Source organism: Klebsiella aerogenes KCTC 2190, assembly GCF_000215745.1.
Classification (GTDB): Bacteria; Pseudomonadota; Gammaproteobacteria; order Enterobacterales; family Enterobacteriaceae; genus Klebsiella; species Klebsiella aerogenes.
In genome coordinates this window covers 353,868-380,553 of record NC_015663.1, presented here as the reverse complement: position 1 = coordinate 380,553, position 26,686 = coordinate 353,868, and the positions used below count along the sequence as shown (strand labels likewise).

The 26,686-nt window shown below is 56.7% G+C and carries 24 protein-coding genes; 12 read left to right on the top strand and 12 right to left on the bottom strand.

Annotated features, from left to right (window positions below; all coding sequences use genetic code 11):
- Positions 1-144: 144 nt before the first annotated feature.
- From EAE_RS01900 to EAE_RS01860, 9 genes are all read left to right on the top strand, one after another.
- Positions 145-735, top strand: a complete 591-nt coding sequence (locus EAE_RS01900; RefSeq protein ID WP_015703288.1) for a non-oxidative hydroxyarylic acid decarboxylases subunit B — start codon at positions 145-147, stop codon at positions 733-735.
- A 2-nt stretch (positions 736-737) separates the two neighbouring features.
- Positions 738-2,165 (top strand): non-oxidative hydroxyarylic acid decarboxylases subunit C, encoded by a 1,428-nt coding sequence (locus tag EAE_RS01895; protein ID WP_015369995.1) that lies wholly within the window; start codon positions 738-740, stop codon positions 2,163-2,165.
- A gap of 10 nt (positions 2,166-2,175) precedes the next feature.
- Complete coding sequence (locus EAE_RS01890; protein ID WP_015369996.1) at positions 2,176-2,412, top strand: non-oxidative hydroxyarylic acid decarboxylases subunit D; 237 nt, start codon at positions 2,176-2,178, stop codon at positions 2,410-2,412.
- A gap of 413 nt (positions 2,413-2,825) precedes the next feature.
- Entirely contained in the window at positions 2,826-3,362 is a 537-nt protein-coding gene (locus tag EAE_RS01885) for a fimbrial protein (protein ID WP_015703287.1), read from the top strand.
- Between the two features lie 49 nt (positions 3,363-3,411).
- A complete protein-coding gene (locus EAE_RS01880) occupies positions 3,412-4,098 on the top strand; it encodes a fimbria/pilus periplasmic chaperone (protein WP_015703286.1) in 687 nt (228 codons plus the stop codon).
- Positions 4,099-4,136: 38 nt separating this feature from the next.
- Complete coding sequence (locus EAE_RS01875; RefSeq protein ID WP_015703285.1) at positions 4,137-6,728, top strand: fimbria/pilus outer membrane usher protein; 2,592 nt, start codon at positions 4,137-4,139, stop codon at positions 6,726-6,728.
- Entirely contained in the window at positions 6,728-7,279 is a 552-nt protein-coding gene (locus tag EAE_RS01870; RefSeq protein ID WP_015703284.1) for a fimbrial protein, read from the top strand. The genes EAE_RS01875 and EAE_RS01870 overlap by 1 nt, the downstream gene beginning before the upstream one ends.
- Positions 7,280-7,302: 23 nt before the next feature.
- A complete protein-coding gene (locus EAE_RS01865; RefSeq protein WP_015703283.1) occupies positions 7,303-7,854 on the top strand; it encodes a fimbrial protein in 552 nt (183 codons plus the stop codon).
- Positions 7,855-7,875: 21 nt separating this feature from the next.
- A complete protein-coding gene (locus EAE_RS01860; protein WP_015703282.1) occupies positions 7,876-9,018 on the top strand; it encodes a type 1 fimbrial protein in 1,143 nt (380 codons plus the stop codon).
- 56 nt (positions 9,019-9,074) lie between these two features.
- Here the strand turns inward: EAE_RS01860 and mutS are convergent, their stop codons facing one another.
- The 6 genes from mutS to EAE_RS01830 form a co-directional block, all read right to left on the bottom strand.
- Complete coding sequence (mutS, locus tag EAE_RS01855) at positions 9,075-11,636, bottom strand: DNA mismatch repair protein MutS (protein ID WP_015703281.1); 2,562 nt, start codon at positions 11,634-11,636, stop codon at positions 9,075-9,077.
- A gap of 180 nt (positions 11,637-11,816) precedes the next feature.
- Positions 11,817-12,596: a heme ABC transporter ATP-binding protein gene (locus tag EAE_RS01850; protein WP_015703280.1), complete on the bottom strand. Its 780-nt coding sequence runs from the start codon at positions 12,594-12,596 to the stop codon at positions 11,817-11,819.
- On the bottom strand, positions 12,589-13,584 hold the full coding sequence (locus EAE_RS01845) for a FecCD family ABC transporter permease (protein WP_015703279.1): 996 nt from the start codon (positions 13,582-13,584) through the stop codon (positions 12,589-12,591). Before EAE_RS01845 ends, EAE_RS01850 begins: the two co-directional genes overlap by 8 nt.
- On the bottom strand, positions 13,584-14,402 hold the full coding sequence (locus EAE_RS01840; protein ID WP_015703278.1) for a heme/hemin ABC transporter substrate-binding protein: 819 nt from the start codon (positions 14,400-14,402) through the stop codon (positions 13,584-13,586). The genes EAE_RS01845 and EAE_RS01840 overlap by 1 nt, the downstream gene beginning before the upstream one ends.
- Positions 14,399-15,430 (bottom strand): hemin-degrading factor, encoded by a 1,032-nt coding sequence (locus EAE_RS01835; RefSeq protein ID WP_015703277.1) that lies wholly within the window; start codon positions 15,428-15,430, stop codon positions 14,399-14,401. The genes EAE_RS01840 and EAE_RS01835 overlap by 4 nt, the downstream gene beginning before the upstream one ends.
- 73 nt (positions 15,431-15,503) lie before the next feature.
- Positions 15,504-17,855, bottom strand: coding sequence for a TonB-dependent receptor domain-containing protein (locus EAE_RS01830; RefSeq protein ID WP_015703276.1), 2,352 nt, complete (start codon positions 17,853-17,855; stop codon positions 15,504-15,506).
- A gap of 199 nt (positions 17,856-18,054) precedes the next feature.
- Here EAE_RS01830 and EAE_RS01825 point away from each other — a divergent pair, with 199 nt between their 5' ends.
- The gene (locus tag EAE_RS01825; RefSeq protein ID WP_015703275.1) at positions 18,055-18,348 is read left to right on the top strand and encodes an Rdx family protein; all 294 of its coding nucleotides are present in this window, start codon (positions 18,055-18,057) and stop codon (positions 18,346-18,348) included.
- A gap of 15 nt (positions 18,349-18,363) precedes the next feature.
- Here EAE_RS01825 and EAE_RS01820 read toward each other — a convergent pair whose 3' ends face one another.
- Together EAE_RS01820 and EAE_RS01815 are read right to left on the bottom strand one after the other, a co-directional pair.
- A complete protein-coding gene (locus tag EAE_RS01820; RefSeq protein ID WP_015703274.1) occupies positions 18,364-20,073 on the bottom strand; it encodes a thiamine pyrophosphate-requiring protein in 1,710 nt (569 codons plus the stop codon).
- A gap of 35 nt (positions 20,074-20,108) precedes the next feature.
- A complete protein-coding gene (locus EAE_RS01815; protein ID WP_015703273.1) occupies positions 20,109-21,050 on the bottom strand; it encodes an AEC family transporter in 942 nt (313 codons plus the stop codon).
- Positions 21,051-21,233: 183 nt separating this feature from the next.
- On the opposite strand from EAE_RS01815, the gene EAE_RS01810 reads away from it, so the two are divergent.
- Together EAE_RS01810 and EAE_RS01805 are read left to right on the top strand one after the other, a co-directional pair.
- On the top strand, positions 21,234-22,121 hold the full coding sequence (locus EAE_RS01810; protein WP_015703272.1) for a LysR family transcriptional regulator: 888 nt from the start codon (positions 21,234-21,236) through the stop codon (positions 22,119-22,121).
- Positions 22,122-22,181: 60 nt separating this feature from the next.
- Positions 22,182-22,523 (top strand): nitrous oxide-stimulated promoter family protein, encoded by a 342-nt coding sequence (locus EAE_RS01805; protein WP_015703271.1) that lies wholly within the window; start codon positions 22,182-22,184, stop codon positions 22,521-22,523.
- 491 nt (positions 22,524-23,014) lie between these two features.
- On the opposite strand, the gene EAE_RS01800 is transcribed toward EAE_RS01805, so the two are convergent.
- The 4 genes from EAE_RS01800 to EAE_RS01785 are packed head-to-tail and all read right to left on the bottom strand — an operon-like array spanning position 23,015 to position 26,443.
- Positions 23,015-23,869, bottom strand: a complete 855-nt coding sequence (locus EAE_RS01800) for a metal ABC transporter permease (RefSeq protein WP_015703270.1) — start codon at positions 23,867-23,869, stop codon at positions 23,015-23,017.
- Positions 23,863-24,711 (bottom strand): iron/manganese ABC transporter permease subunit SitC, encoded by an 849-nt coding sequence (gene sitC, locus EAE_RS01795; RefSeq protein ID WP_015370015.1) that lies wholly within the window; start codon positions 24,709-24,711, stop codon positions 23,863-23,865. Before sitC ends, EAE_RS01800 begins: the two co-directional genes overlap by 7 nt.
- On the bottom strand, positions 24,708-25,529 hold the full coding sequence (locus tag EAE_RS01790) for a manganese/iron ABC transporter ATP-binding protein (protein WP_015703269.1): 822 nt from the start codon (positions 25,527-25,529) through the stop codon (positions 24,708-24,710). The genes sitC and EAE_RS01790 overlap by 4 nt, the downstream gene beginning before the upstream one ends.
- On the bottom strand, positions 25,526-26,443 hold the full coding sequence (locus tag EAE_RS01785; RefSeq protein ID WP_015703268.1) for a metal ABC transporter substrate-binding protein: 918 nt from the start codon (positions 26,441-26,443) through the stop codon (positions 25,526-25,528). The genes EAE_RS01790 and EAE_RS01785 overlap by 4 nt, the downstream gene beginning before the upstream one ends.
- Positions 26,444-26,686 lie beyond the last annotated feature (243 nt).

Here is a 26,686-nt window from a genome sequence, read left to right as displayed (position 1 = left end):
TATGATAGCCGTATTTTCGGCTTCTTTTCACATCTCATTTTTTTGATTATTGATGCGATCGTGTACGAACGATATTGAGATCTCGCAAGAATGAGCGTAGTTTTAATACAAATGTTCGTATGCGAACAATGTATGAGGTAGCGAATGAAACTGATTATTGGGATGACCGGGGCGACCGGCGCGCCGTTAGGCGTCGCGCTGTTACAGGCGCTGAATGAAATGCCGGATGTGGAAACGCATCTGGTCATGTCGAAATGGGCAAAAACCACCATTGAGCTGGAAACGCCCTATAGCGCTCGTGATGTCGCCGCGCTGGCGGACTTCTGCCATAGCCCTGCGGATCAGGCCGCGACCATCTCATCAGGATCGTTTCGTACCGACGGCATGATTGTTATCCCCTGCAGCATGAAAACGCTGGCGGGTATTCGCGCTGGCTATGCGGAAGGGTTAGTCGGCCGCGCGGCGGACGTGGTGCTGAAAGAGGGGCGCAAGCTGGTTCTGGTGCCGCGTGAAATGCCGCTGAGCACCATTCATCTGGAGAACATGCTGGCGCTGTCGCGCATGGGCGTGGCGATGGTGCCGCCCATGCCTGCCTATTACAACCACCCGGAAACGGTAGAGGATATCACCAACCATATCGTGACCCGGGTGCTGGATCAGTTTGGTCTCGAATATCACAAAGCGCGCCGCTGGAACGGCCTGCGCGCGGTCGAGAATTTATCACAGGAGAATTAATCATGGCTTTTGATGATTTACGCAGCTTTTTGCAGGCGCTTGATGAGCAGGGGCAACTGCTAAAAATTAGCGAAGAGGTGAATGCCGAGCCGGATCTCGCCGCTGCCGCTAACGCCACAGGGCGCATCGGTGACGGCGCGCCAGCGTTGTGGTTTGATAACATTCGCGGCTTTACCGACGCCCGTGTCGCCATGAACACCATCGGTTCCTGGCAAAACCACGCGATTTCGCTGGGGCTGCCGCCAAACACGCCGGTGAAAAAGCAGATTGATGAATTTATTCGCCGCTGGGATAAATTCCCGGTAACGCCGGAGCGTCGCGCTAATCCAGCGTGGGCGGAAAACACCGTTGATGGCGACGATATCAACCTGTTCGATATTCTGCCGCTGTTCCGCCTGAACGATGGCGACGGTGGTTTCTATCTCGACAAAGCCTGTGTGGTTTCGCGCGATCCGCTTGACCCGGACCACTTTGGCAAACAGAACGTCGGTATTTACCGGATGGAAGTGAAAGGCAAGCGCAAGCTGGGCCTGCAGCCGGTACCGATGCACGATATCGCGCTGCATCTGCATAAAGCGGAAGAGCGCGGTGAGGATCTGCCCATTGCCATCACCCTGGGTAACGACCCGATTATTACCCTGATGGGCGCGACGCCGCTGAAATATGACCAGTCAGAATATGAGATGGCGGGCGCGCTGCGCGAAAGCCCGTATCCCATCGCCACCGCGCCGCTGACCGGCTTTGACGTTCCCTGGGGCTCAGAGGTGATCCTTGAAGGGGTGATTGAAGGGCGCAAGCGTGAAATCGAAGGGCCGTTCGGCGAGTTCACCGGCCACTACTCAGGCGGCCGCAATATGACGGTGGTGCGTATCGATAAAGTCTCTTATCGCACAAAACCGATTTTTGAATCGTTGTATCTCGGAATGCCGTGGACCGAAATCGACTATCTGATGGGCCCGGCGACCTGCGTGCCGCTGTACCAGCAGCTGAAGGCGGAGTTCCCGGAGGTGCAGGCGGTCAATGCCATGTACACCCATGGTCTGCTGGCGATTATCTCCACCAAAAAACGCTACGGCGGTTTTGCCCGCGCGGTGGGATTACGGGCAATGACTACCCCGCACGGCCTCGGTTACGTGAAAATGGTGATCATGGTCGATGAAGATGTCGATCCGTTCAACCTGCCGCAGGTGATGTGGGCGCTCTCCTCGAAGGTCAACCCGGCGGGCGACCTGGTACAGTTGCCGAACATGTCGGTGCTGGAGCTTGACCCTGGTTCCAGTCCGGCGGGGATCACCGACAAACTGATTATCGACGCCACCACCCCGGTTGCGCCTGACCTTCGCGGTCACTACAGCCAGCCGGTTCAGGATTTACCGGAAACCAAAGCCTGGGCTGAAAAACTGACCGCCATGTTGGCCAACCGTAAATAAGGAGAAGAAGATGATTTGTCCACGTTGCGCTGATGAGCAGATTGAAGTGATGGCGACGTCGCCGGTAAAAGGGGTGTGGATCGTTTACCAGTGCCAGCACTGCCTCTATACCTGGCGTAATACCGAACCGCTGCGTCGTACCAGCCGCGAACATTATCCGGAAGCGTTCCGCATGACGCAGAAAGATATTGATGAGGCGCCGCAGGTGCCGCATATTCCACCGCTGTTGGCGGCAGATAAGCGTTAAATGACTGGCCCGGATATTCCGGGCCTTTTTATTTAGAATTAAAGGGCGTGACAACTATTTTCAATTAGATTATAACTAGTGACTTAATCATTAATGATTATAATTCACATCTTGTCAGCTATCATTACTCATTTCTGCCTCTCTCTGTTTATTTTTTAAACAGTCAACCCTCCATAAGTTTTTAATTAAATGCATCCAATTTGAATCAATCTGTAAATATCTTGTAGTCTAAATATGGACTCGATGGGGTATTTTAAAATGCATATTGACGTCCATTTTTTCTAAACGAGTTAATAAACATTATCACTGAACGTGCATTATTTAATGGGCGTTTGTTGATAATGCTTTTCGGTTGTCATTTTGACAACAATTAATAATTGCGATGTTTATTATTTTTATTGGGATATTAAAGAATGAAACTTACTAAAATCGGCGCAGCTCTGGTTCTGACTTTTGGCATGAGCGCGGCAGCGATGGCATCTAACACCATTACCTTTAACGGTGAAGTGCTGGAGACGGGTTGCAACATCACTGTTGATGGCGGTACTCCGGATGCAACCGTTGAACTGGGCAGCGTGGCAGCAACTGATTTGGTAGCAAAAGGTGACCTCGGCGCGCCGAAACAGTTCGTTTTTAATCTGGACCAGTGCCCGACTGCGTCCAATGTCAATATTGTCTTCTCTGCTCCGGTTGACCCGGTGGCAGGTGATGACTCGTACTTCGCGAATACTGCCTCTGGGGTTGGCGTCACTGCTGCACAAAACGTTGCCGTTCAACTGAAGCAAGGCGGTTCTAATGGCACCATCGTGAAGAACAATGCAGACAACGATCCTATTACCCTGGACTCTGGTTCTGCTACCGAGACCTACACCGCATCGATGATTGCTGTTGATCAGGCTGTTGCTGGTACGGTTCAGTCCGTTGTGACCTATAACGTCCGTTATAACTAATCCTGAAGGAGGGGAAACCCTCCTTATATTTTTGTGAGTGCATTGCATAATGAAACCCATCGCAGCTTTTGTTTTTTGTGTGGCCGCCGTTGCCAGTCTGAATGCGTCTGCCAGTATCGTTACCGGCGGAACGCGGGTGATTTTTGACGGCTCCCATCAGGCCGCCTCGTTATCCGTGGAAAACTCGGACAAAGTTACCAATCTGGTGCAATCCTGGGTCAGTCCCGCCGAAGGTAGCGCGCTGAAAAAAGAAACTATGATTATTACGCCGCCGCTGTTTCGCCTCGAAGCCGGGAAAAAAGCGTCGATCCGGATTGTTCGTTCAGGGATGCCGGTTCCGGAAGATCGCGAATCATTATTGTGGCTAAACGTAAAAGGTATTCCTGCTACGGATGATAGTTCTGCTGGCAAAAATACCATGCAGATTGCCATCAATTCGAAAATTAAGCTGATCTATCGCCCGGTTGCGCTCAAAGGCCAGTCGCCGGAAAGCAGTGCAAATAAAGTGGTATGGAAGCCGGCTGCCGGCGGTGTGCAGGTCAATAACCCGACGCCGTTTTATATGAACTTCTCCCGTATAGAAATTAATAATCATGCGCTCAGCGGCCAATATTTTGTCGCACCGTTCTCCACGCTGAATATTTCCGAAGGGAAGATCCCCTCCCACGGCAAAGTGACCTGGTCGCTGATTAATGATTACGGCGTGAAAGGTCAGGACAAAGTCTCTTCATATTAATCGGCACGGTACGTATCCCGTACGGATACAGGGTAATAATGGAAAAAGTTAAGCATACCTATGTCCTTTCTTTAGGGCTGGGGCTCAGTATTGCCTTCAGTTCTTTCAGCGCCATTGCTCAGGAACATTTTAACCCTCGTCTTTTGGAAACGGATAGTACAGAGACGCCAATGATGGATCTCAGTCTGTTTGCCAAAGATGAGGTACCGCCTGGTGACTATAACGTCGATATTTATATCAACGGTAGCCTGGTGGATACTAAAACCATTTCCTTTCGCAAGCTGTCGGACGACAAAAACACCACTGCCGGGCAGGTTGTTGGAGCGTGCCTGAGCGTGTCTGAGCTGAAAGCCTGGAATGTGCGGGTCGATAACTACTTTAGCGAACAGGACAAAACCAGCGAGTGCGCCAGCCTGCAGGCTATTCCGGGTCTGGAACAGAAAATGGATCTGGCGAATCAGCGCTTTGATCTCACTATCCCGCAGGTTGCCCTGCTCAACACCGCCCGTGGTTACGTTTCGCCAGAGCGATGGGATGAAGGTATTGCCGCCGGTTTGCTTAACTACAGCGTCTCTGGTCAGCAGGATTTGCACCACCGTAATGGCGTGGACAGTAGCAACCAGTTCGTCAGCCTACAGCCGGGACTGAACCTGGGGGCGTGGCGTTTGCGTAACTATTCCACCTACAGCCACTCTGAATCCGAAAGTGAGTGGGATTCGGTGTACACCTACGCTTCCCGCGATATTAAATCTCTGAAAAGCCAACTGGTTCTCGGGCAGGGCACCACCCGCGGCGGTGTGTTCGATAGCGTGGGTTTTACCGGGGTACAGATGTATTCCGATAATGATATGAAGCCGGACAGCATGCAGGGCTTCGCGCCGGTGATCCGCGGTATCGCCCGCAGCAACGCCGAGGTCACGGTGTACCAGAACGGACACAGCATCTATAAGGCCACGGTGCCACCGGGGCCATTCGAATTCAGCGATATGTACCCGACCGGTAGCTCCGGCGACCTGAAAGTGGTGATCAAGGAGTCTGACGGTTCGCAAAGCAGCTTTATCGTCCCTTACGCCACGCTGCCGGTGCTGCAGCGTGAAGGGCAGGTGCAATATGGCCTGGTGGCGGGTAGAACCCGTCAGGACGGCTCGGATTCGCGGGCGGAAGACTTTAACTTTGTCCAGGGATCGGCGGCCTGGGGCGTCGGCAAAGGCGTGACCTTGTACGGCGGTTATATTCAGGCGGAAGACAAATACTCCAACCTGATTGCCGGTACCGGTTTTAACCTCGGCAGCGCCGGTGCGCTCTCTTTTGATATTTCACAGTCGTGGGCGGATGTCCCGCAGCCGGACAATATACGGCAGATGGAACACCATAGCGGCCAGTCGTACCGCGTGCGCTACAGCAAGACGCTGCAGCAGACCAACACCGATATTGCGGTGGCTGGCTACAAATTCTCAACCCGCGGTTATCTGTCGTTCCAGGATTTCCTCAATGACTGGGACCCGGGCAACAGCGCCATCGATAACGGTCGCGAACGTAACCGTTTCGACGTGACTATCTCGCAGACGCTGCCTTTCGGGACGTTGTCCCTGACCATGTATGACGCCTCCTACTGGAACAGCCAGCACGCCGACTCGCTGAACCTCGGCTTCAGCAGCACGCTGGGGCCGGTATCGTACTCGCTAAACTATGCGCACACGAAAAACGTTGATGGCGGTTATGGCAACGATTCCGATGAATACGATGACGATAACGTCTTCTCGCTTAACTTTAGCGTACCGTTCAGCGCCTTCAGCAATAGTGAAGCGGCGCAGTCGATTTCGGCTAACTACTCGATGAACAGCAGCAAACACGGCGATACCACGCATAACATCGGTATTTCCGGCACCGCAATGCAGCAAAACCAGCTCAACTGGCAGGTGTCGGAAGGCTATAACGCCGATTCAGAAGCGACCAACGGCAACGTTACCGTCGGCTACCAGAGCTCGTATGCCGATGTGTCCGCCGGTTACAGCTACGACGACTACAGCCGTCGTCTGAACTATAGCCTGCGCGGTGGAATGGTGGTTCACAGCGGCGGTATTACCCTGGCCCGTCAGTTGAATGACAGCGTAGCGCTGGTGGAAACGCCGGGCGTCTCCGGGGTGCCGATCAATGGCCAGACTAACGTCCATACCGACTACTTTGGTAATGCGATTGTGCCGTACGTGCGTCCGTACCACAGTAACCAGATTTCCCTCAATACCGTGGAGGCCAGCGATGCCACTGCGGCCATTGATAACGTCGCCAAAACCGTGGTGCCGACCAAAGGCGCGGTGGTCCGCGTGAAGTACAACACCTGGATTGGCCGGAAGGCGATGATGACGTTGATCTTCAACGGTAAGCCGGTGCCGTTCGGCGCGGTAGTCACGCAAACCAGCGATGATTCGGACGACACCCGCAGCAGCATCGTCGGCGACAGTGGTGAAGTGTACCTGGTTGGTCTCGCCGATAAAGGGCAACTGATGGTCAAGTGGGGCGACGGGGCGAACAAACGGTGTGCCGTTGACTACACACTGGCGGGCGCGAAGTCGCAGGCCGATATTCTGTTTATCAACGGGATATGCCATCCCGTCCAGGGGGCTCACTGATGTCACGCTTTCATTTTGCTACCGTCCGACGCATGGCGGCGACGAGCCTGCTTTTCGTTGCCGGGCTGCCGTCTGCGCTGGCGTACAACACACAGGATGTCATTAACTTCAGCGTCACGGGGAATATTGTGGCAGGCAGCTGTAATGTTAGTTATCCCGCGACCGTTGAACTGGGAACCTATCTGCCAACGGATTTTATTAATGAAGGCGATAGCACGGACAATGTCCCGTTCACTGTCTCTTTCACTAACTGTTCTCCCTCGCTGACTAAAGCGACGGTCGCGTTTACCGGTGCCGTAGATGGAACCCAGCCATTCTATTTTGCCAACGGGATTACGGCAGAGGGGGGCGGCGCAACCGATGTTGCACTGGAATTATTAACCGATGCGGATCACTGGCAAATGTCTAACGGGCAGAGTCATGACGTCACTCTCGAGTCAGACAGCCATGCCGGTGAAATCATTTTTATCGCAAGAATGGCAACCCCAGGCCACAACCCCGGCACCGGGGAGTTCCAGAGCGTCGTCACCCTGAACGTTGTTTATAACTAGTTACCTGATAAAAGGCAGGAGACATGTCAAAATTTTTATATGCTGTTCTGTTTTTCGCGGGGATGCTGGTTAGCGCAATGCCAGCTCTGGCTGGGGATAATAATCTCCGGGAAACACGTGATATTACCTTTCACGGCAGGATTGCCGCAGGGACCTGTAATGTCACCAATCCTGAAACCGTAGATCTGGGGAAATACTATAAAGGAGACTTTTCTGTTGCCGGCGGTAACACCGGTAATGTTCCAGTCACCATCAGTTTTGACAGCTGTACTGCTGAAATCAGCCAGGCCACCGTCACCTTCACCGGCACGCCCTATTCCGAAGACCCGACCTATGGCTCGGTCATTTATGCCAATCAGGTGACGCCTGATGCCGATGGCGCTACCGATGTTGGATTGCAGTTGTTCGATTATCCAGCTATCCACGTGGCGCTGGCCAATGGGGTGAGTTATCCGGTACCCATTGAAAATGGCGCGGGCGCATTGAAATTTATTGCCCGCATGTACACCCCTCATGGCGCCCCAACGGCGGGTAAATTCAGCTCCGCGGTCACGTTGAACGTGACCTATAACTAACCCCGATTTAAGGCAAACAACGTGTTAAAATTTTTATATGCCACCCTGTTATTGCTGGGGCTGTTTCCGCTGGCGGCCCAGGCGGTTTGTCATCGTACCGACGACACCCCGTCGCAATCTTATGTTGCGATGCCGCAGCAGCTACTGGTCTCCAGTAAAAATTATGCGCCGGGCGAGATCCTGTATGACTCCGGATATATGTCCGGCGGCACGACAACCATCAAGAACTGTGCGGGGACTTATTACGTTGGTTTTCACTACGCCGGCGCGTTAACCACCGCCAGCCCGCTGCAGGATAATGTCTATCCGTTGACCAATGGTTCAACCGCCACCGGGCTCGGTATTCGCGTCTATACCATTAATCAGGCAGGCCCGTTTGATGACGAACGGGCGATCGATAACAGCTGGCAGGAACACGATGCCGGGGCGGGCTCCGACCACACCCTCAACAATTCCGCTTATCGGGTGCAAATTATCGCCACCGGCGGGCCGATAACCAGCGGCACGTTTAACGTACCGAGCCCGCTGGCGCGGGTCGATTATCGCGAAACGCAGAGTATTGATAGCAGCGATGGCGACATCGCCTCCACGCTGACGCTGTCGACCACCACGGTTGAAGTACATGCGATGGGCTGTACGGCTTCAGTCTCTTCTTTGCTTTTTGATATGGGGAGTGTCGATGTCTCTTCGTTTGATAACCAGCAAACGGTAGAAGGACCTGAACAGAGCGTGGGGCTTTCATGCGAACCGGGAACTAACGTAACGCTGAAATTTAGTGGCGCGGTGGCGTCGGGAGACAATGACAACGGTTCGGTCTTCGCACTGACCGACGCTGGCTCTGACGGCGTAGCGACCGGCGTTGGCGTGAAAATCCTAACCTATAATCCGAATCGACAATCTTTTATTTCTCTACCTATTGGCCAGACGTTTGGCGTCTTTAGCTCCGATCGTGACGCGGCGGCGGCGGCAAATAGCGGACAGGATGCCGATGGCAATGCCATTTCCGATATTGGCTCCGCAACGACTTATAGCGATGATGCGAATAGGGGAGGGGCAGGGGCAAGTGAAGCGATCCGCTTCCGGGCGGATTACTACAAAACCGGTTCGGCGGTGACCCCCGGTACCGCCAATGCCACCGGGACGATCACCCTGCAATATAACTGATGCTAAAAACAAAAAGCCTGACGATGACGCCAGGCTTTTTGTTATTTAACGCTTAATTACGCCAGGCTTTTCAGGCGGTAGATCCACTCCAGCGCCTGACGCGGGCTCAGCGAATCCGGGTCAAGATTCTCCAGCGCTTCCAGCGCCGGCGAGGTCTCTTCCGGCGCGGAGAGCAGCGACATCTGCGTACCATCAACCTGCGTGGCGGCGGCATTTGGCGAAATGCTCTCCAGCTCGCGCAGTTTCTGCCGCGCGCGCTTGATCACCTCTTTCGGCACTCCCGCCAGCGCGGCGACCGCCAGGCCATAGCTCTTGCTGGCCGCACCGTCCTGCACGCTGTGCATAAAGGCGATGGTATCGCCGTGCTCCAGCGCATCGAGGTGCACGTTGGCCACGCCTTCCATTTTTTCCGGCAACTGGGTGAGCTCGAAGTAGTGGGTGGCGAACAGGGTCAACGCCTTGATCTTATTCGCCAGATTCTCCGCGCAGGCCCACGCCAGCGACAGACCGTCGTAGGTAGACGTGCCGCGACCAATCTCATCCATCAGCACCAGGCTGTGTTCGGTGGCGTTGTGCAGAATATTGGCGGTTTCGGTCATCTCCACCATGAAGGTGGAACGGCCGCTCGCCAGGTCATCTGCCGCGCCGACGCGGGTAAAGATGCGGTCGATCGGGCCAATTTCTACTTTCTGCGCCGGCACGTAGCTGCCGATATAGGCCAGCAGCGCAATCAGCGCGGTCTGGCGCATATAGGTACTTTTACCGCCCATGTTCGGGCCGGTGATGATCAGCATGCGGCGCTGCGGCGCCAGCTGCAGCGGGTTGGCGATAAACGGCTCTTTCAGTACCTGTTCCACTACCGGGTGACGGCCTTCGGTAATGCGAATACCGGGTTTATCGATAAAGGTCGGGCAGCAGTAGTTCAGGGTCTCAGCGCGTTCCGCGAGGTTCACCAGTACGTCCAGCTCGGCCAGCGCGCTGGCGCTGGTTTGTAAGTCGGCCAGATGCGGCAGCAGCTTTTCGAACAGGTCGTCATAGAGCTGTTTTTCCAGCGCCAGCGCCTTGCCTTTTGAAGTCAGGACCTTATCTTCGTATTCCTTCAGTTCCGGAATAATGTAGCGCTCGGCGTTTTTCAGCGTCTGGCGGCGCACGTAGTGGATCGGCGCGTGCTGGCTCTGGCCGCGGCTGATCTGGATGTAGTAACCGTGAACGGCATTGTAGCCGACCTTCAGGGTATCAAGGCCCAGCCGCTCGCGTTCGCGGATTTCCAGTTTGTCGAGATAATCGGTCGCGCCATCGGCCAGCGCCCGCCACTCATCCAGCTCTTCATTATAACCCGGAGCGATAACGCCGCCGTCACGCACCAGCACAGGCGGCGCGTCGATGATCGCGCGTTCCAGCAGTTCACGCAGTTCGGCGAACTCGCCCATTTTCTCGCGCAGCTGTTGCACCGGCTGACAGTCAACGTCGGCCAGCAGCTCGCGCAGCAGCGGCAGCTGCTGGAAGGCATGGCGCATACGGGCTAAATCGCGCGGGCGGGCGGTACGCAGCGCCAGACGCGCCAGAATACGTTCGAGATCGCCGACCTGACGCAGTACCGGCTGCAGCTCGGTATAGCGTTCCTGTAAGGCGCCAATCGTTTGTTGGCGTTCAACCAGCACCGCGGTATCGCGTACCGGCATATGCAGCCAGCGTTTGAGCATGCGGCTGCCCATCGGCGTGACCGTGCAGTCGAGTACCGAGGCAAGGGTGTTATCAACGCCACCGGCGAGATTCTGAGTGATCTCCAGATTGCGACGGGTGGCGGCATCCATAATGATGCTGTCCTGCTGGCGTTCCATAGTGATGGAGCGGATATGCGGCAGCGAGGTGCGCTGGGTATCTTTGACGTATTGCAACAGGCAGCCGGCGGCGCATAGCCCGCGCGGGGCGTTTTCGACGCCGAAGCCCACCAGATCGCGGGTGCCGAACTGCAGGTTGAGCTGCTGGCGCGCGGTGTCGATTTCGAACTCCCATAGCGGGCGACGGCGCAGGCCGCGGCGGCCTTCAATCAGTGACGATTCGGCAAAATCTTCCGCATACAGCAGTTCCGCCGGATTGGTACGTTGTAGTTCCGCCGCCATGGTCTCGCGGTCGGCCGGTTCGCTCAGGCGAAAGCGCCCGGAGCTGATATCCAGCGTCGCGTAGCCGAAGCCCTTGCTGTCCTGCCAGATGGCGGCCAGCAGGTTGTCCTGGCGCTCCTGCAGCAGCGCTTCATCGCTGATGGTGCCCGGCGTGACGATGCGTACCACTTTGCGTTCAACCGGCCCTTTGGTGGTGGCCGGATCGCCAATCTGTTCGCAAATCGCGACCGACTCGCCCTGGTTTACCAACTTTGCGAGATAGTTTTCCACCGCGTGGTGGGGAATGCCGGCCATGGGAATCGGTTCGCCCGCGGAAGCGCCGCGTTTGGTCAGCGAGATATCGAGCAGCTGCGAGGCGCGTTTGGCGTCGTCATAAAACAGCTCGTAAAAGTCGCCCATCCGGTAAAACAGCAGGATCTCCGGATGCTGAGCCTTCAGCTTCAGATACTGCTGCATCATTGGGGTATGGGCGTCTAAATTGTCGATTGTGCTCATAGGGTGTTATCCAGGTCCCTGATTTTTAATAGAGTGCGATTTTATTATTGTCGTCGTTATCGCATGAGGAAGACATGATAACGGAGATAGGCATTTGAGGGAAAGTGACGAAGTAGATGCAGCGATCCTGATTCCACTTCGCGAACGCGCGGCCATCGCTAAGCTGGCCGCGCGTGACGTTCAGGGCGCCAGATAAACCTGTGGAATCGCTTTTTCCGGATGCTGGCCGAGGCGCACGTCCGCGCCGTACCAGCGGCTAATGATTTCCTGCTGGATAACCTGATGCGGCGTGCCCTGCGCCACCACCTGTCCCTGGTGCAGCAGCAGAATCTGGTCGGCCCACAGGGCGGCGAGGTTGAGATCGTGCAGCACCACGCAGACATGTAGCTGGCCGGAAGCGGTCAGCCGCTTGAGCAGGCGTAACAGATGCTGCTGGTAATAGAGATCCAGCGCCGAGGTGGGTTCATCCAGAAACAGCCATCCCTGCGGCGCGCCGTTTTGCCACAGCTGCGCGAGACAGCGGGCCAGCTGTACCCGCTGCTGCTCGCCGCCGGAAAGCGACGGATAGCGCCTGCCGCGCAAATGATCGCAGCCGGTTTCCGCCATAACATCGCGCAGAGTCTGCGGACTGGCGGTCGCTTCCCACGGCGAGCGCCCCATGGCGATAACCGTTTCCACCGTCCAGTCGGCCTGGAGTGGAGTGCGCTGCAACATCACCGCCCGGCGGCGCGATAGCGCCTGCGGCGACCAACGCTCCAGCGCTTTGCCGTCCATCATGCGTTCGCCGCTATCCGGGGTAAGGAAGCCGGTTAGCAGCCGCAGCAGGGTGGATTTGCCCGCGCCGTTCGGGCCGATCAGCGCGGTCATCTCGCCGCCGCGAAGCGTCAGCGAAACCTGGTCAATCACCTGACGTTGGCCGAGCCGCAGCGACAGCCCTTGCGCCCGATAGTCTTTATCCATGGATTGGTTTCTCCCGACGAAATATCAGCCACAGGAACCACGGCGCGCCGAGCAGGCTGGTTAGCAGCCCCACCGGCATCTCCGCCGGCGCGGCGACGGTGCGCGCCAGGGTATCGGCAATCAGCAGCAGAATCGCGCCCGCCAGCAGCGAGCCAGGGATAAGCCCGCGGTGGTCCGCCCCCAGCCACATTCGCATCAGATGCGGCACCACCAGGCCGATAAAGCCGATGACGCCGCTTATCGCCACCGCCGCGGCAACCAGCACCGCGCTGCATAACAACAGCAGCCGCTGTATCGCCCGCACGTTAACGCCGAGATAGTGCGCCTCTTCATCGCCGAGTTGCAGCAGGTTAAGACGTGTTGCCATCCGCCACACCGCTATTGACGCCGGAATAATCAGGCTGGCCGCCACCAGCAGCGTCGACCATTCGGCTTGGCCGAGGCTTCCCATCCCCCATAGCGACAGCTGGCGTAGCTGAGCATCGTTGCTTAGCCACGCCAGCACGCCGACCAGCGCGCCGCATAAGGCGTTGATGGCGATCCCCACCAGCAGCAGCCGCGACAGCGAACCGTCACCTGCGCGGCTGAGGATAAAAATCACTGCCATCACCGCCAGGCTGCCGATAAACGCCGCCAGCATCGGCATATACAGAGCTAACAGAGCCGGCACGCTGAGCGGCAACACCAGCCAGCAGGCCACCGCCAGCGCCGCGCCGCTGCTGATACCCAGCAGCCCCGGGTCGGCGAGCGGGTTGCGAAACAGCCCCTGCATCACGCAGCCGGACAGCGCCAGCGCGGCGCCGACCAGCAGCGCCAGCAGCACTCGCGGCAGACGGATCGTCAGCCAGATATGGCGCAGGATTTCATCGCCGGAGGGCAGCAGGTTGACCAATGGCAATCGCATTGCGCCGAGGGTGGTGGCGTAGAGCGTCAAGACGACCAGCAGCAGCGCCATCAACAGCAAATGGCGAACGAGGGCAGGGCGCATCAGGGCAACAGCTCCGCTTTTTTCCGCAGTTCGAGGATCGCCTGCGGCGTACGCGGGCCGAAGCCAAGCAGGGCCATATCGTCGATCGCCAGTAGTTGTTTATGGCGGCCAGCGGGTGTTTGCGCCAGACCGGGCAATTTCCATAACCCGCTTTCGCCGCCCATCCCCTTGAGACCATCGGCGGAAATCACCACCAGATCCGCCTGGCTTGCGGCCACGCCTTCCTGCGACATCGCGCGATAATGGTCAAAGCCCTGCATTGCGTTTTGCAGCCCGGCGGCGCGGATCGCGCCATCGGCGGCGGTGTGCTGTCCGGCCACCATGGTATTCATCCCGCCGTGGCTGAGGATAAACAGCACCCGTTTGGCGATAGGCCGTGAGGGAATGGCGGCTATCCGCTGCTTGACCTGCTGGCGCAGCACGTCGCCTGCCGGAGTTTTACCTAATGCTTTGGCAATAACGGCGATTTTGTTATCGATGGCGGCAAGGTTATCGCCGCCCGGCACGTTGACGACCGTCACCTTGCTGTCCTGCACTTTCTGCAGCACCAGCGACGGCTGCGCCTGCGCGCTGGCCAGCACCAGCTGCGGGCGTAAGGAGAGGATCCCCTCGGCGTTTAACTGCCGTAGATAGCCGACATCCGGCAGCTTATGCGCGGCGGCAGGCCAGGTGCTGGTGCTGTCTTTCGCCACCAGCTGCTGCCCGGCGTTCAGCGCGTAGACAATTTCGGTAACGTCGCCGCCGAGGGAAATTACTCGTTCGGCGGCCGCGCTGGCGAACAGCGGCAGTGCGGCAAGCAGTATTAACCAACGTTTCATGCCGGCTGCCCTTCCGCGCACAGACGCGCCACCTGCGCGCGCCACTGTTGTTGCTCCGGGTGGCCTTCGCTGCGCTGGCCGTACAGCTGGGCGATTTGCGTACCGTCTTTGGCAAACAGTTCGACGCTGGTGACGTGGCCATCGGAGGTCGGTTTACGGGTGACCCAGATTTCATCCACGCTGTCTTCACGCAGATGCAGGGTAAAGGCGCTGTTGAAGATGTTGATCCAGCCGCGCATCGGCGCCAGCTTTTCCAGCGCGCCGGTGAAGATCTGCACGCAGCCGCGGTTGCCGACGAAGATCATGATTTCATTGCCGTCCTGGCGCACCGTTTCCAGCAGTCCCGGCAGCGCATTATTGTCGATGCGGCAGGCCAGATCGTCGCTCACCAGGCGGAAGGCCTGCTGACGGGAAAGATTGTGTTTACGCAGCAGACCGAAGAACTGGTGCACATCGGTCATCGCGCGCCACTCCTTTTCCAGCGCCGCGGCGTCGGCGGAGTCGGCGTACTTTACGCGGTCGGCCGGGCGAATCGTCAGCGCGCCGGGCGCCGTCTCGCTGAATTTGGCTACCAGCGTTTGCCATGCCGCCATATCGGTTTTCCCGGTGGCGTAAACCTTTAGCAGCGCATCGCCGTGCGGGTCGAAGAACTGAATGCTCTGGCGGCCGTTATCGTTGAGGTGGAACACGCTCGACCACTGGCTGAGGAACAGGCGCAGGTCGAGCGCCCGCGGGTTGAGCACCAGCCCGGCGTGGCCGCTCAGGTGTTGATGGGTAAATTCGCCGACCTGCTCGTGCACCGCGTATTCGTTGCGGCAGATGCATTTGGTTTCGCCGACGCTCTCCAGGACGGCGATAATCGCCCGTACGTCGTCGTGCAGACGCACGGCATCGTGACCGACGCGCGCGGCGGTTAATTCGGCTTCGCTAATTCCCATCTCTGCGGCAATGTCGCGGGCATATTTGGCGGTGGAGCGGGCTTTGGTGGCCTGGTAGCGCTGCCACAGATCGTCGTGTGCGTTTTGCATAATTCACATCCTTCTCTACGATGAATTTCCCCGGCCCGCGGGCCGGGGGGCAGGTTTGTTATTATTCGGGCGATCAGAAATCGATATTCACGCCCAGTTGCCAGGTCCTTCCGGGCATCACAGCCAGCGCTTTATCGTTGGCATCCTGATTGGTACTGGTCTCGATGTTGCGGCTGCTCAGGTAGTCCCAGTATTTACGGTCGGTAATGTTGTAAACCCCGCCGTTGAGGCGAACGTTCTTCGCCACCTGCCAGTAAGCGGTCCAGTCCAGCATGCCGTAGCCCGGCACGCGCATATATTCGGTGCTGGAATCGGCGATGGCGGAGCCGGTGTTGTTGTAGCTCTCGCGGCTGGTGGCAGTGGCCTGTTTGCCCTTAACGAAGGTGGCGGTCAGCGCCGTACCGTAGCGCTTAGCCGGATCGTCCCACGCCACGCCGACGATCGCTTTCATCGGCGCGACGCTGTCGAGGTCGACGTATTTGTCGCCGTAGTAGCTGGATTTCGATTTCCCTTCGCTATAGCCCCAGGCGAGGGTGGCGCTCAGGCCATCCACCTGCTCAAACCAGGTGCCGAAGTTAAATTTAGTGCTGATCTCGCCGCCGTAGATATAGGCCTTATCGCGGTTCTCCGCTTGATAAATGGTGTAAATATTCGACGGGACGTTAGTGAATTTGCCCGGATTGTTGGCGCGCGAATAACGCGTATAGGCGATAAAGTTCTTATAGCTGTTGTAGAACAGCGCGGTACGCACGGTGATGCCTTCGGTGACTTCGCCCTTGATACCCCATTCAATATTGTCGCTGGTCTCGGTTTTCAGATCGTTGTTGCCGATTAGCGCGTACTGCTGGCTGCCGGCATAGCTGGAGCCCAGGTTCCACGAACCATACAGCTGGCTGGCATTCGGGAACTGCGCGCCGCGCTGGTACTGCAGATAGGTCATCAGCCGCGGCGTAATGTCGTACTGGAACGTCAGTGACGGCAGCACCTGGGTGTCGCTGTTTTTACCATACAGATTCGCCACCGACGATTCGGTGAGCACGCTGCTGTTGGCGCTAAGATCGGACAGATCTTCCGGTTTAGTGGACTGATGCGTCACGCGTACGCCGGGAATAATCGCGAAGTAGTGGCTATCGAGATCGAAGTTGATCTGATCCTGCACATAACCGCCGAGGGTGTAGCTACGGCTGTCCGCTTCCGGCTGCATAATTTCGCTGTAGACGCTGGGGATCGGCGACTGGCTAAATGGCCGCTGGGTTTTGGTCGTGCTGGCGTTAAAACCGGCGCTCAGGTCGTGGCGGCCGATGCTTTTCGCGAGCGCTGTCTGCAGGCCCCAGGTATCGGTATCGTAGTCGGAATTGACCGTCTGCATTTTGCGGGTGACGCTATCCGGCATCCAGGTCCAGTCGTGAGCTTCGGTATGCTGGTAGTAAACCTTGGTCGAGACGCTGTCGATGTAATCGTTCATCGGCGTCCAGTCGTCTTTCAGGCTCAGCCCCCAGCGCCGCGTCTGGTTGGTTTGGTTGGCGGCGCCGATCACGCTGTTACCGCTGGAGTCCCACGAATCGAAGTGGCTGTGGTTGGTCTTGTGATAGTAGTCGAAGGTGCTGGTGAACTTATGTTCATCGTTCGGCTGCCAGATGCCGGAGGCCATAAACGCGTCAGAGTGCCAGTTTGCCGGGTAAGCGTCGACGCTGCCGCTGTTGTTCTCGGTTTCCTGGCCATCGCGGCGGCTGTAGACGAAAATGCCGCGCAGCGTTTCATCGCCACCGGCGACGGTGACGCCGTTATGCCAGCTGCGGTCGGAAGAGTCGTAGCCGCTCTGGTAGCCAAAGGCGCTGGTTTTGCCCGGGCGCAGATAGTCATCCGCCGATTTCGGGCGGAAGGAGACGTTGCCGCCGATTGAGCTGTTAGCGGTTTCCGTTGAGGTGGCGCCCGACTGAATATCCACGCTGCCGTACATATAGGGGTCGATATAATCGCGGCCAATGCCAAAGGTGTTGAGGCCGGAACGGCCAACGTAGCCGCGGCCGGTGGCGTTTGGCTGGGCAATGCCGTCAACATCGATGCCGACGCGGTTGCTTTCGAGGCCGCGGATGTTGTAGCCGGTATAGCCGCCGCGATCGAAACCGCTTTTACCGTTGCCGGAACCGCCGCTGGCGCCGGTGGCGCTGATGAGGGGTTCATAACGCATGATTGAGCCGAAGTTGTTGGCGCCTTTGTCCTGCAGTTCCTGCGCGCTCACCGAGTGCTCGCTGCCGGCTTTCAGCTGTGGGGCCGGGGCGGTCACCACCATCTGTTCCGCGCTATCCGTCGTGTTATCCTGGGTCACGGCCGCGATAGCGGCATTCTGCGCGATTGCTGCGAGCAGAGAAGTCGCCAGCAGGCTTTTCTTACACCATGCTGCTGATTGAGTCGATTTGTACATTTGTAGCCACGCCTTGATAATTATTAGTATCGGCTCACGCGTTACTTCCAGAGTGCAGGTTGGTCCGTGTTTTCCCTGGCGGACAGTGGTATTCCTGATTTAGTAATTGCGAATGGTAATGATAGGTATTATCGTTTGCAACAAAATAATCATCTATTCTGAATTTTGTTTACATTCGTGCGGAGGGGAGCAAGCCAACATGAGCCATAAAGCGATGATTACCATTCACTACTGTTCCCAATGCAACTGGATGCTGCGCGCCAGCTGGATGGCCCAGGAGCTGCTGCATACCTTTAGTACCGATATCGCTTCGGTCACGCTGGTGCCCGGTACCGGCGGCATTTTTGTGGTAACCGTTGACGGGGTACAAATCTGGGAGCGTAAGCAGGACGGCGGTTTTCCGGATGCGGCTGAACTGAAACGGCGGGTGAGGGACGTCTGCTTCCCGGAAAAAGCGCTGGGGCACGTGGATAATGCCGGGAAGCAGATCTAAAACGGCTGGCTGCGATTAACGTCCTAGTTCAACGTTGACCAGTACGCTTTGTCGGCGAGTGCGAATAATAGCGACCGCCTCTTCCAGTACCCCGGGGAGATCTTCCGCCAGCGAAACCGTCAGCGCAGCCGCGCGGCTGGAGGCGGCGAGCGCGGCGAAATCTGGCGACGACGAGAACGCGGTGGCCGGGATCGCGTCCATTTTAGCAGCATAGCCGTCGGGATAGAGCGCCCGGGTGCCGCCCGCCACCGCTCCCCAGCCGCCATTGTTGCCGACCACCACCAGCACGGGAAGCTTCATCACTTCCGCGATGTGATGACACACCGCCGGATTGGCAAAGAGATAGGAGCCGTCGCCAACGGCGGCGATGATAAGCTCACCCCGCCGGGCGAGCTGCAGCCCTAAGGCGATGGGCAACGCTTCACCCAGACCGCCCGCCAGCGCTTCCTGATAATAACTGTCCGCCTGAGTCAGGCCGGCAAACTGCGGCATTGTTGTCAGTTCAGAGACGATCTTCCCCTGATGTTGATTGGCAAGCTGACCCAGACAGTAACTCATCCAAGGTTTGCCAATCGCCCCTTTTTGGTTGGCGTGGAGGAGGGCTTCACGTTGGTTCTTCGCGTGTTGAATCAGGTTAAGCACATGTTTTTCACGTTCAGCCACCTGCCGTTGCTTCGCCGCCACAAGCGGCTGGAGCGCCTCTTGTAAAAGTTCGAATACCTCGTCGGTTTCTCCGGCCAGGTTAATATCGGCGCGATAACCGCGGACGGGGTAGCGGGAAAAAAGCGGATCGGGGCCGATCTGGATCACCTTACAGCTGTCGTTGCAGCGGCTTTCTTCGATGATCCACGGGGCCTGTGAGTCGATAACGATGATGACGTCGGCGGCAGAAAGCCAGCCTTCGGGATCGCTGCCGGCCAGCATAGGATTGTCGCTGCTAAGGGTGACTTCAGTGCCCCAGTATTCCACCACCGGAATAGCCCACTCCTTAACCAGGGTATTGAGCCGCGCAAAGCCACCAGACGTTCTTGCGCCGCGCTGGGCGAAGATGACCGGCTGTCTGGCATTGGCTATCGCATCGGCGGCGCTGGCAATATCCGCCCGCGTTGGCGCGTAGCGTACCGGCTGCTGGGTGGGGGAGGCATGAAGCGCTTGTTCATCGATCGTGAACGTTTCGCATAGCGGCTCGCGCGGCAGGCTCAAATACACCGGCCCCTTTGGCAATGAACGGGCTATCGCCCATGCTCTGTCAACATGCTCGCCGATCTGATCGGCAATGCGTAATTCAAAGTCCCATTTCACCGACTCGCGAATGAGCGCCGCCTGATCGCGCATCTCCTGGCCGTAGCCAATCGGCGTGTTGCGACAACCAAAGTGTGAATGCTCGCTAATTGGCGTACGTCCGCCAAAAATCAGTACCGGAATATTGCTGTTGGCCAGATTGATGACGCCGCAGGCGGCATTGGCCAGGCCTACGTTAGTGTGAACCATGACGGCCTGCACTTTCCCGCTCCCGAGATAATAGCCATGGGCCATGCCAATAGCGGCGTTCTCGTGGGGACATATCACCAGCTCCGGTACCTGTTGTCCCGTAGCACGCATTTTGGCCCACGCTTCAATAACCGGGGGATAATCGGTACCCGAATTAATAAAAATATAGGCCACGTCGAGGGCCTGAAGCCGGTGCAGTAATAATTCAGCGGCCGATACAGTGATAGAAGTCATATTCTCTCCGGATTAACGCGATGTTATCGCCGTGATTAAAAGGTCAGGAAAATAAATGCGCCCATCGTAATGATGGAAGTAATAATACTTAGCGCCATGGTCGAGGCCATTTCTTGCTCGCCGGACTTATATTGCATAGCAATAATAATGGCGATCGAGCCCACAGGAATCGCCATCGTTAATACCACTTGTTTTATTTGCTCCATGCTGAAACCCATTTTTAACAAAATGAGGTAGCAGGCGCCGGGCACCAGAATATTACGGGCGATGACGGTAATAATGGTGGCAGAGGTGATGACAATGCTGCGAGTATAGAGCACGATACCTGCGGCAAACAGCGCCAGTCCGCCGGAGGCCTTACCCAGCAGACCTAGCGACATTGATACGGTTTCTGGAATATGAATATCCATTAATACTAATATCAGCGCGACAACCGGCGACCATACCACCGGCTGCTTGATGGCGTTGATGACCCGCGTGGCAAAAGAGATATTCTGGCTTTTATCCCCCGTTGCAACGGACATCAGAATCATCACCAGCGGGAGCTGGAAGACATTTTGCGTAATACTGGAAACAGTAATGAGTGAGGCGCTGACGGTGCCGAATAAAAAAGCCAGTACCGAGGTGCCAATGAAGGGAACGGCCGGCGAGCCGATGGCCAGAGCCTGTAGGGTACTGAGCGCCAGGGAGCGTTTACAGATATAACGGGCGATAGCTAAGGGAATAAGGAAACTCGGAATTAGCGCCAGGATAATGGCGATAGCGACCGGCCCCATGCTCATCACGATATGCCGCGGCGTCATGACCATATTACTGAAAATACTCAGCGGTAAAGCATACAGCATCACAATTTTATTAATATCACCAGCCTGCTGCCAGTTGAAGTCTTTGCGTTTACCGCTGATATAGCCAATGAGAACGGTAATGATAACGGGTAAAATAGCGCCGAGGATTAATAGAATGTTGTTCTGTGTCATAGTGATTTATTCTCATTATAAATTATCGTTAGGGTCAGGGTGTTGATCTATAAATATTGAGAGGGTTTCCCACGGAAATGCGCCGCTGTTGCACTATTCATTTTTTTCGTTGCTTACTGCATTCTTGACGCAAAAAGAAGCGTCAGGGAAATGTAAAAATAATTCGTTCAATGAGTAATTGTCATGGCTATGAAAATTAAACAGATACAAGCCTTTCTTACCGTCGCCAGCGAAGGAAATTTAACCCTGGCTGCGGAGAAAATGGGGATTACGCAATCCGGGCTCAGCCGATTATTGCTGACCCTGGAGGAGGATCTGAATGCCACCTTATTTGAACGACATAAGCATGGAATGGCGTTAAGCGAGTATGGCAGCGCGTTTTTACCCTATGCCATGACAATGTTGAACACGGAGAACAAAGCCAGAGAGGAAATGGCGCTGATCCGTGGGGCGGGCAAGGGGATTTTGAGAATCGGCTGCGTATCCAGTCTGTTAACCAGCCATTTTATTGATAAATTAGCCGCCTTTCATAAACGCCATCCCCAGATACACATCAAAATATTCGACCGCATTGACTCAGAGTTGTTTAAGCTGCTGCTGATGCATGAAATAGATATCGCCCTCTGCGGGCCTTTACCGCATGACGATAAAATCGTGGTTCGTGGAAAAATTAACTGGCAGGACCGTATTTGTATCATTTCAAGGCCAGGCCATCCGCTGCAAAAAGAAAAACGTCTGTCGCTTGCGGCGATGCTCGACTATCCGTGGATCATGCCGCCGCCATTAAGCACGCCGATGCTTATCCTTGAAGATATTTTTCGCTCGCATCAGTTACCCTGTCCGGTTCCTATTATCGAGTGCGCTTCATCCGCGGCGATAAAATCCTTTATTGCTGAGAGCGATCTTTTAACGTCAATGCCTGCTCCCGTCTATCGACTGGAAGAGAAGCTTGGATTGTTGCGCCCGCTGGAGGCGAAGGGCAGCGTGTTTGTCCGAGATTTCTATGCCTGGAGCCATTTTGGCGTGTTATCCGGAGCCGCGCTGCAGTTAATCCAGCATCTGAAGCAGTGAGATGCCCTGACAGATACAAAGGTGTATAATCAATGCATCTTATTGGCTTGAGGCTGTGACATGGGCAAACGCATCGATCGCGAAAAGAAGACTATCGGCAATATGATCAGGCTTTATCAGCGCCGCTGCCCGGATGCGCGCAACGACGGCGAACATTACCTGGCGCTTAACGCTTACGCCGACAAGCGGCTGGATAAGTGCGTATTTGGCGAAGAGAAGCCGGCCTGTAAACAGTGTCCGGTACACTGCTATCAGCCGGCGAAGCGAGAAGAGATGAAGCGGATCATGCGCTGGGCCGGGCCGCGGATGCTCTGGCGCCACCCGATTCTGACCATTCGTCACCTGATTGACGACAGGCGACCGGCGCCGGAGCTGCCGGAAAAATACCGGCCGAAAAAATAGCGGCCTTTCCACGGTTTGCGCTGCGCTTCGTCGGCACCGGGGATTGCGGTTGAAGGATCGTAGATACTGCTATCGGTTTGCAACTTTTTCGCTTGAGAAAAACGTTTATCGAGTGTCGCTTCAGAGGATATTGCGCTCCCGTTTGATTTTTATGCAATATGTTTTCCGTGGCGCAGGGAGCGCACAGAGGGCGGCCAGTCGCCGCCGCCCTCTGTACTCCCGGGCTTTGGCCGCCAAAATCGCCACTTCGTGGTTCCTTCGACTTATCCCTACAGGCTTCGGGTCGGGCCGAGGCTGCGTCCCTGCAAGTCACGGCCCTCAGCCCGCATCCATGCGGGCTGCCCCGGCCTTCCGGGAACGTCTCAGCGATTTTGAGGCCACCAACACCGGCAGTTTCGGTCTGCATGGTGAATAAATTAAAGGCAGGCCGCACGGACTGTAGGTCGGATAAGCGTAGCGCCATCCGACAATTCTCCCTGCTCGCGCTGGCGTTAACCGCCACCGGGGAGCGTTGCTGACGCCCTCTGTTTCTGACCGTCACGGACCGTACTGGCGACAAAGGCCAGCACGAACAGCGCGGTAAATAGCACCACGATGGTTGGCGCCGGGGCGCTATCGAGATAAAACGACAGCCAGACGCCCGCCAGCGAACAGCCCACGGCGATTACCGTTGCCAGCAATAATGCGCTGACAAAGCGCCGCGTCAGCAGCAGGGCGATAGCGCCGGGTGCTATCAGCAGCGAAATCGACAGAATAATCCCCACCGACTTTAACGTCGCGACGATAGTCAGCGCGATCATGCACAGCAGACCATAATGCAGCAGCCCGCAGCGCAGGCCGCTGGCTTTGGCCTGGTTCGGATCAAAGGCGTGCAGTAAAAAATCGCGCCACTTTAGCCCGATAATCAGCGCAATCGCCAGCGCAATCACCGCCGTTTGCCCGATATCGCTGGTGGATATCCCCAGCATATCGCCAAACAGAATATGGTCGAGATGGACCTCGGATTGAATCGCCACGTACAGCACCAGCCCGGCGCCGAACATCCCCGAGAAGACGATCCCCATAATGGTATCGCGCTTGATGCGGCTGTTATCGTCGAGAAAACCGGTGGCGACGGCGCAGAATAAGCCGGCAATAAACGCGCCGATGGCGAAGGGGATACCGATAATGTAGGCCACCACCACGCCGGGAAACACCGCGTGGCTCATGGCATCACCCATCAGCGCCCAGCCTTTTAACACCAGAAATACCGACAGCAGCGCGCAGGGGACGGCGACGATCGTCGCCACCAGCATCGCGTTGACCATAAACGGGAACTGTAATGGTTCAAGGAGCATCGTTAGCATGAGGCCTCCCTGGCGCGGCGGCGGTTGGCCAGCAGGCCGTGCTTCGGCGCGAAGACAAAGGTAGCTAAGAACAGCAGCGTCTGCGCCACCACGATGATGCCGCCGGTGGCGCCATCAAGGTAGTAGCTCAGCCATGCGCCGAAGAAGCTGGTCAGGCTGCCGATAGCGACGGCAATGGCCAGCAGACGCGGGAAGCGGTCGGTTAACAGCCAGGCGGTGGCGCCGGGCGTCACGACCAGACAGATGACCAGAAACGCGCCGACGGTTTGCAGCGCCGCCACGGTGCAGGCAGCCAACAGAGTGAAGAACAGCAGCTTCAGGCCGCTGGTGTTAAGGCCAATCGAGCGGGCGTGGTTCTCATCGAAGAAGGTGACCATCAGGTCTTTCCACTTCAGCAACAGGATCGCCATTGAAATAAAGCCAATCGCCGCCAGCTGGATAATATCCTCCGGAGCGATGGCGAGAATATTGCCGAGAATAATAGTTTGAATGTTCACCGAGGTCGGATTCAGCGACACCATAAACAGACCGATGCCGAAAAACGAGGAGAAAATCAGCCCGATGATGGCGTCCTCTTTAAGCCGCGAACGCTGGTTAAGAAACAGCATGCTGCCTGCCGCCAGGCCGCCGGAGAGAAACGCGCCGAGCGCAAAGGGCAGGCCGAGCATATAAGCGCCGGCGACGCCGGGAACGATCGAGTGGGAGAGGGCGTCGCCAATCAGCGACCAGCCTTTGAGCATCAGGTAGCAGGAGAGAAAGGCGCAGACGCCGCCGACTAATGCCGAGACCCACATCGCGTTGAGCATGTATTGATAGCCAAACGGCTCCAGCAGCCAGCTCATCGTTGGCCCCCCGCCGCGCGATGGCTGATAAACGGCCGCTCATCGTCGGTAATAATGCGCTCTTCCGCGCCGGTGAGCGTGACGTGGCGCAATACGCCGCTGAAGGCCAGCTCCAGGTTCTCGGCGGTGAAGGTGGTCTCCGTCGGGCCGCTGGCCAGCACGGTGCCTTTCACCATCACCGTATAATCGCAAAATTCGCTGACTGAACCGAGGTTATGGGTAGAAACCAGCATGGTACAGCCTTCGTCGCGCAGTTCTCGCAGCAAGGCAATGATCCGCGCCTCGGTCTGCACATCGACGCCGGTAAACGGCTCATCGAGCAGGATCACTTTGCCTTCCTGAGCAATGGCGCGGGCGAGGAACACGCGCTTTTTCTGCCCGCCGGAGAGCTCGCCAATTTGCCTTTTGCGGTATTCGCTCATCCCTACGCGGGCCAGCGCGTCATCGACAATCTGCCGGTCGCGGGGCTTCGCCCGCCGCAGCCAGCCCATGTGACCATAGCGGCCCATCATCACTACATCTTCCACCAGCACCGGAAAAGACCAGTCCACCTCTTCCGATTGCGGTACGTAGGCAACAAGATTTTGCCGAAGCGCGCGGTTGACCGGCTGGCCGAGAATGGCGATATCGCCGTGGCCGACGCGCACGAAGCCCATCAGCGCTTTGAACAACGTGGATTTACCGGAGCCGTTGACCCCCACCAGCGCGGCAATCGATCCGCGCGGTACGCTGAACGAGGCATCGCGCAGGGCGGTGTGGCCGTTGCGATAGGTCACCGTGACCTGGTCGACGATAAGTCCCGCTTGTGGCGCAATCATGACTGTTTCCTCAGGCCATCGTTGATCCCTTTGACGATGGTTTCGGTGGTGACGCGCAGCAGGTCAAGATAGGTCGGCACCGGGCCGTCGGCGGCGCTCAGTGAGTCAACATACAGTACGCCGCCATAGTGGGCGCCGGCTTCACGGGCGACCTGTCGCGCCGGTTTGTCGGAGATGGTGCTTTCACTGAAGATGGTCGGGATATGCTCCTTCTTCATGGTGTCGATGGTTTTACGCACCTGCTGCGGCGTGCCCTGCTGGTCGGCGTTAATCGGCCACAGATAACGCTCCTGCAGGCCGTTATCGCGCGCCAGATAGGAGAATGCGCCTTCGCTGGTGACCAGCCAGCGTTTGTCCGCCGGCAGTTTCGCCAGTTCGGCCTTCAGCGGCGCCATGGTCTGGCGGATCTTCTCTTTGTAGGCCTCGGCGTTACGGCGATAGGTGTCGGCATTGACGGGATCGTATTTCACCAGCGCATCGCGAATGTTATCGACGTAGATCAGCGCATTATCCGCCGACATCCACGCGTGCGGATTAGGTTTGCCGTTGTAGGGGCCATCGCTGATGCCCATCGGCTGGATACCGTTGCTGACCACCACTTCCGGTACGCCGTTCAGGTGCTGATAAAAACGGGCGAACCACAGTTCGAGGTTGAGACCGTTGGCGAGAATAAGCTTCGCCCCCTGCGCGCGTTTGATATCGCCCGGCGTCGGCTGATATTCGTGAATTTCCGCGCCCGGCTTGGTGATTGAGCTGACGTCTGCGGCGTCGCCGGCAACGTTCTGCGCCATATCGGCGATCACGGTGAAGGTGGTAATGACTTTAAATTTTTCTTGCGCCTGAGCGGGGGCGATGGCAAGCAGCGCTAATGCGGCGGAGAACAACAGGCACTTGAACGGCGGCAGATGCGGCATAGGATCCCTCACGGTATTGCGATTAATTAATCATCGTTTATAGCCTTTGCTATGTTATATAGCACAAGCTATTTATAAATGAAAATAATTCTTATTTAGATGTTGGGGTAATGATTAGGCTGAGAAGGGATTGTGAAGGGGATTAACTCAGGGGCGGCCCGGTATTCGATTGCTCGCGCCGTTATTTTGTCGGATGGCGCTACGCTTATCCGACCTACGGTCCCGCGCGATTTGGTAGCCCGG

Bases quoted from the DNA above. Each gene is read 5' to 3' on its own strand.
- EAE_RS01900 (WP_015703288.1), top strand. From the start codon at position 145: ATGAAACTGATTATTGGGATGACCGGGGCGACCGGCGCGCCGTTAGGC.
- EAE_RS01895 (WP_015369995.1), top strand. From the start codon at position 738: ATGGCTTTTGATGATTTACGCAGCTTTTTGCAGGCGCTTGATGAGCAG.
- EAE_RS01890 (WP_015369996.1), top strand. From the start codon at position 2,176: ATGATTTGTCCACGTTGCGCTGATGAGCAGATTGAAGTGATGGCGACG.
- EAE_RS01885 (WP_015703287.1), top strand. From the start codon at position 2,826: ATGAAACTTACTAAAATCGGCGCAGCTCTGGTTCTGACTTTTGGCATG.
- EAE_RS01880 (WP_015703286.1), top strand. From the start codon at position 3,412: ATGAAACCCATCGCAGCTTTTGTTTTTTGTGTGGCCGCCGTTGCCAGT.
- EAE_RS01875 (WP_015703285.1), top strand. From the start codon at position 4,137: ATGGAAAAAGTTAAGCATACCTATGTCCTTTCTTTAGGGCTGGGGCTC.
- EAE_RS01870 (WP_015703284.1), top strand. From the start codon at position 6,728: ATGTCACGCTTTCATTTTGCTACCGTCCGACGCATGGCGGCGACGAGC.
- EAE_RS01865 (WP_015703283.1), top strand. From the start codon at position 7,303: ATGTCAAAATTTTTATATGCTGTTCTGTTTTTCGCGGGGATGCTGGTT.
- mutS (WP_015703281.1), bottom strand. From the start codon at position 11,636: ATGAGCACAATCGACAATTTAGACGCCCATACCCCAATGATGCAGCAG.
- EAE_RS01850 (WP_015703280.1), bottom strand. From the start codon at position 12,596: ATGGATAAAGACTATCGGGCGCAAGGGCTGTCGCTGCGGCTCGGCCAA.
- EAE_RS01845 (WP_015703279.1), bottom strand. From the start codon at position 13,584: ATGCGCCCTGCCCTCGTTCGCCATTTGCTGTTGATGGCGCTGCTGCTG.
- EAE_RS01840 (WP_015703278.1), bottom strand. From the start codon at position 14,402: ATGAAACGTTGGTTAATACTGCTTGCCGCACTGCCGCTGTTCGCCAGC.
- EAE_RS01835 (WP_015703277.1), bottom strand. From the start codon at position 15,430: ATGCAAAACGCACACGACGATCTGTGGCAGCGCTACCAGGCCACCAAA.
- EAE_RS01830 (WP_015703276.1), bottom strand. From the start codon at position 17,855: ATGTACAAATCGACTCAATCAGCAGCATGGTGTAAGAAAAGCCTGCTG.
- EAE_RS01825 (WP_015703275.1), top strand. From the start codon at position 18,055: ATGAGCCATAAAGCGATGATTACCATTCACTACTGTTCCCAATGCAAC.
- EAE_RS01820 (WP_015703274.1), bottom strand. From the start codon at position 20,073: ATGACTTCTATCACTGTATCGGCCGCTGAATTATTACTGCACCGGCTT.
- EAE_RS01815 (WP_015703273.1), bottom strand. From the start codon at position 21,050: ATGACACAGAACAACATTCTATTAATCCTCGGCGCTATTTTACCCGTT.
- EAE_RS01810 (WP_015703272.1), top strand. From the start codon at position 21,234: ATGGCTATGAAAATTAAACAGATACAAGCCTTTCTTACCGTCGCCAGC.
- EAE_RS01805 (WP_015703271.1), top strand. From the start codon at position 22,182: ATGGGCAAACGCATCGATCGCGAAAAGAAGACTATCGGCAATATGATC.
- EAE_RS01800 (WP_015703270.1), bottom strand. From the start codon at position 23,869: ATGCTAACGATGCTCCTTGAACCATTACAGTTCCCGTTTATGGTCAAC.
- sitC (WP_015370015.1), bottom strand. From the start codon at position 24,711: ATGAGCTGGCTGCTGGAGCCGTTTGGCTATCAATACATGCTCAACGCG.
- EAE_RS01790 (WP_015703269.1), bottom strand. From the start codon at position 25,529: ATGATTGCGCCACAAGCGGGACTTATCGTCGACCAGGTCACGGTGACC.
- EAE_RS01785 (WP_015703268.1), bottom strand. From the start codon at position 26,443: ATGCCGCATCTGCCGCCGTTCAAGTGCCTGTTGTTCTCCGCCGCATTA.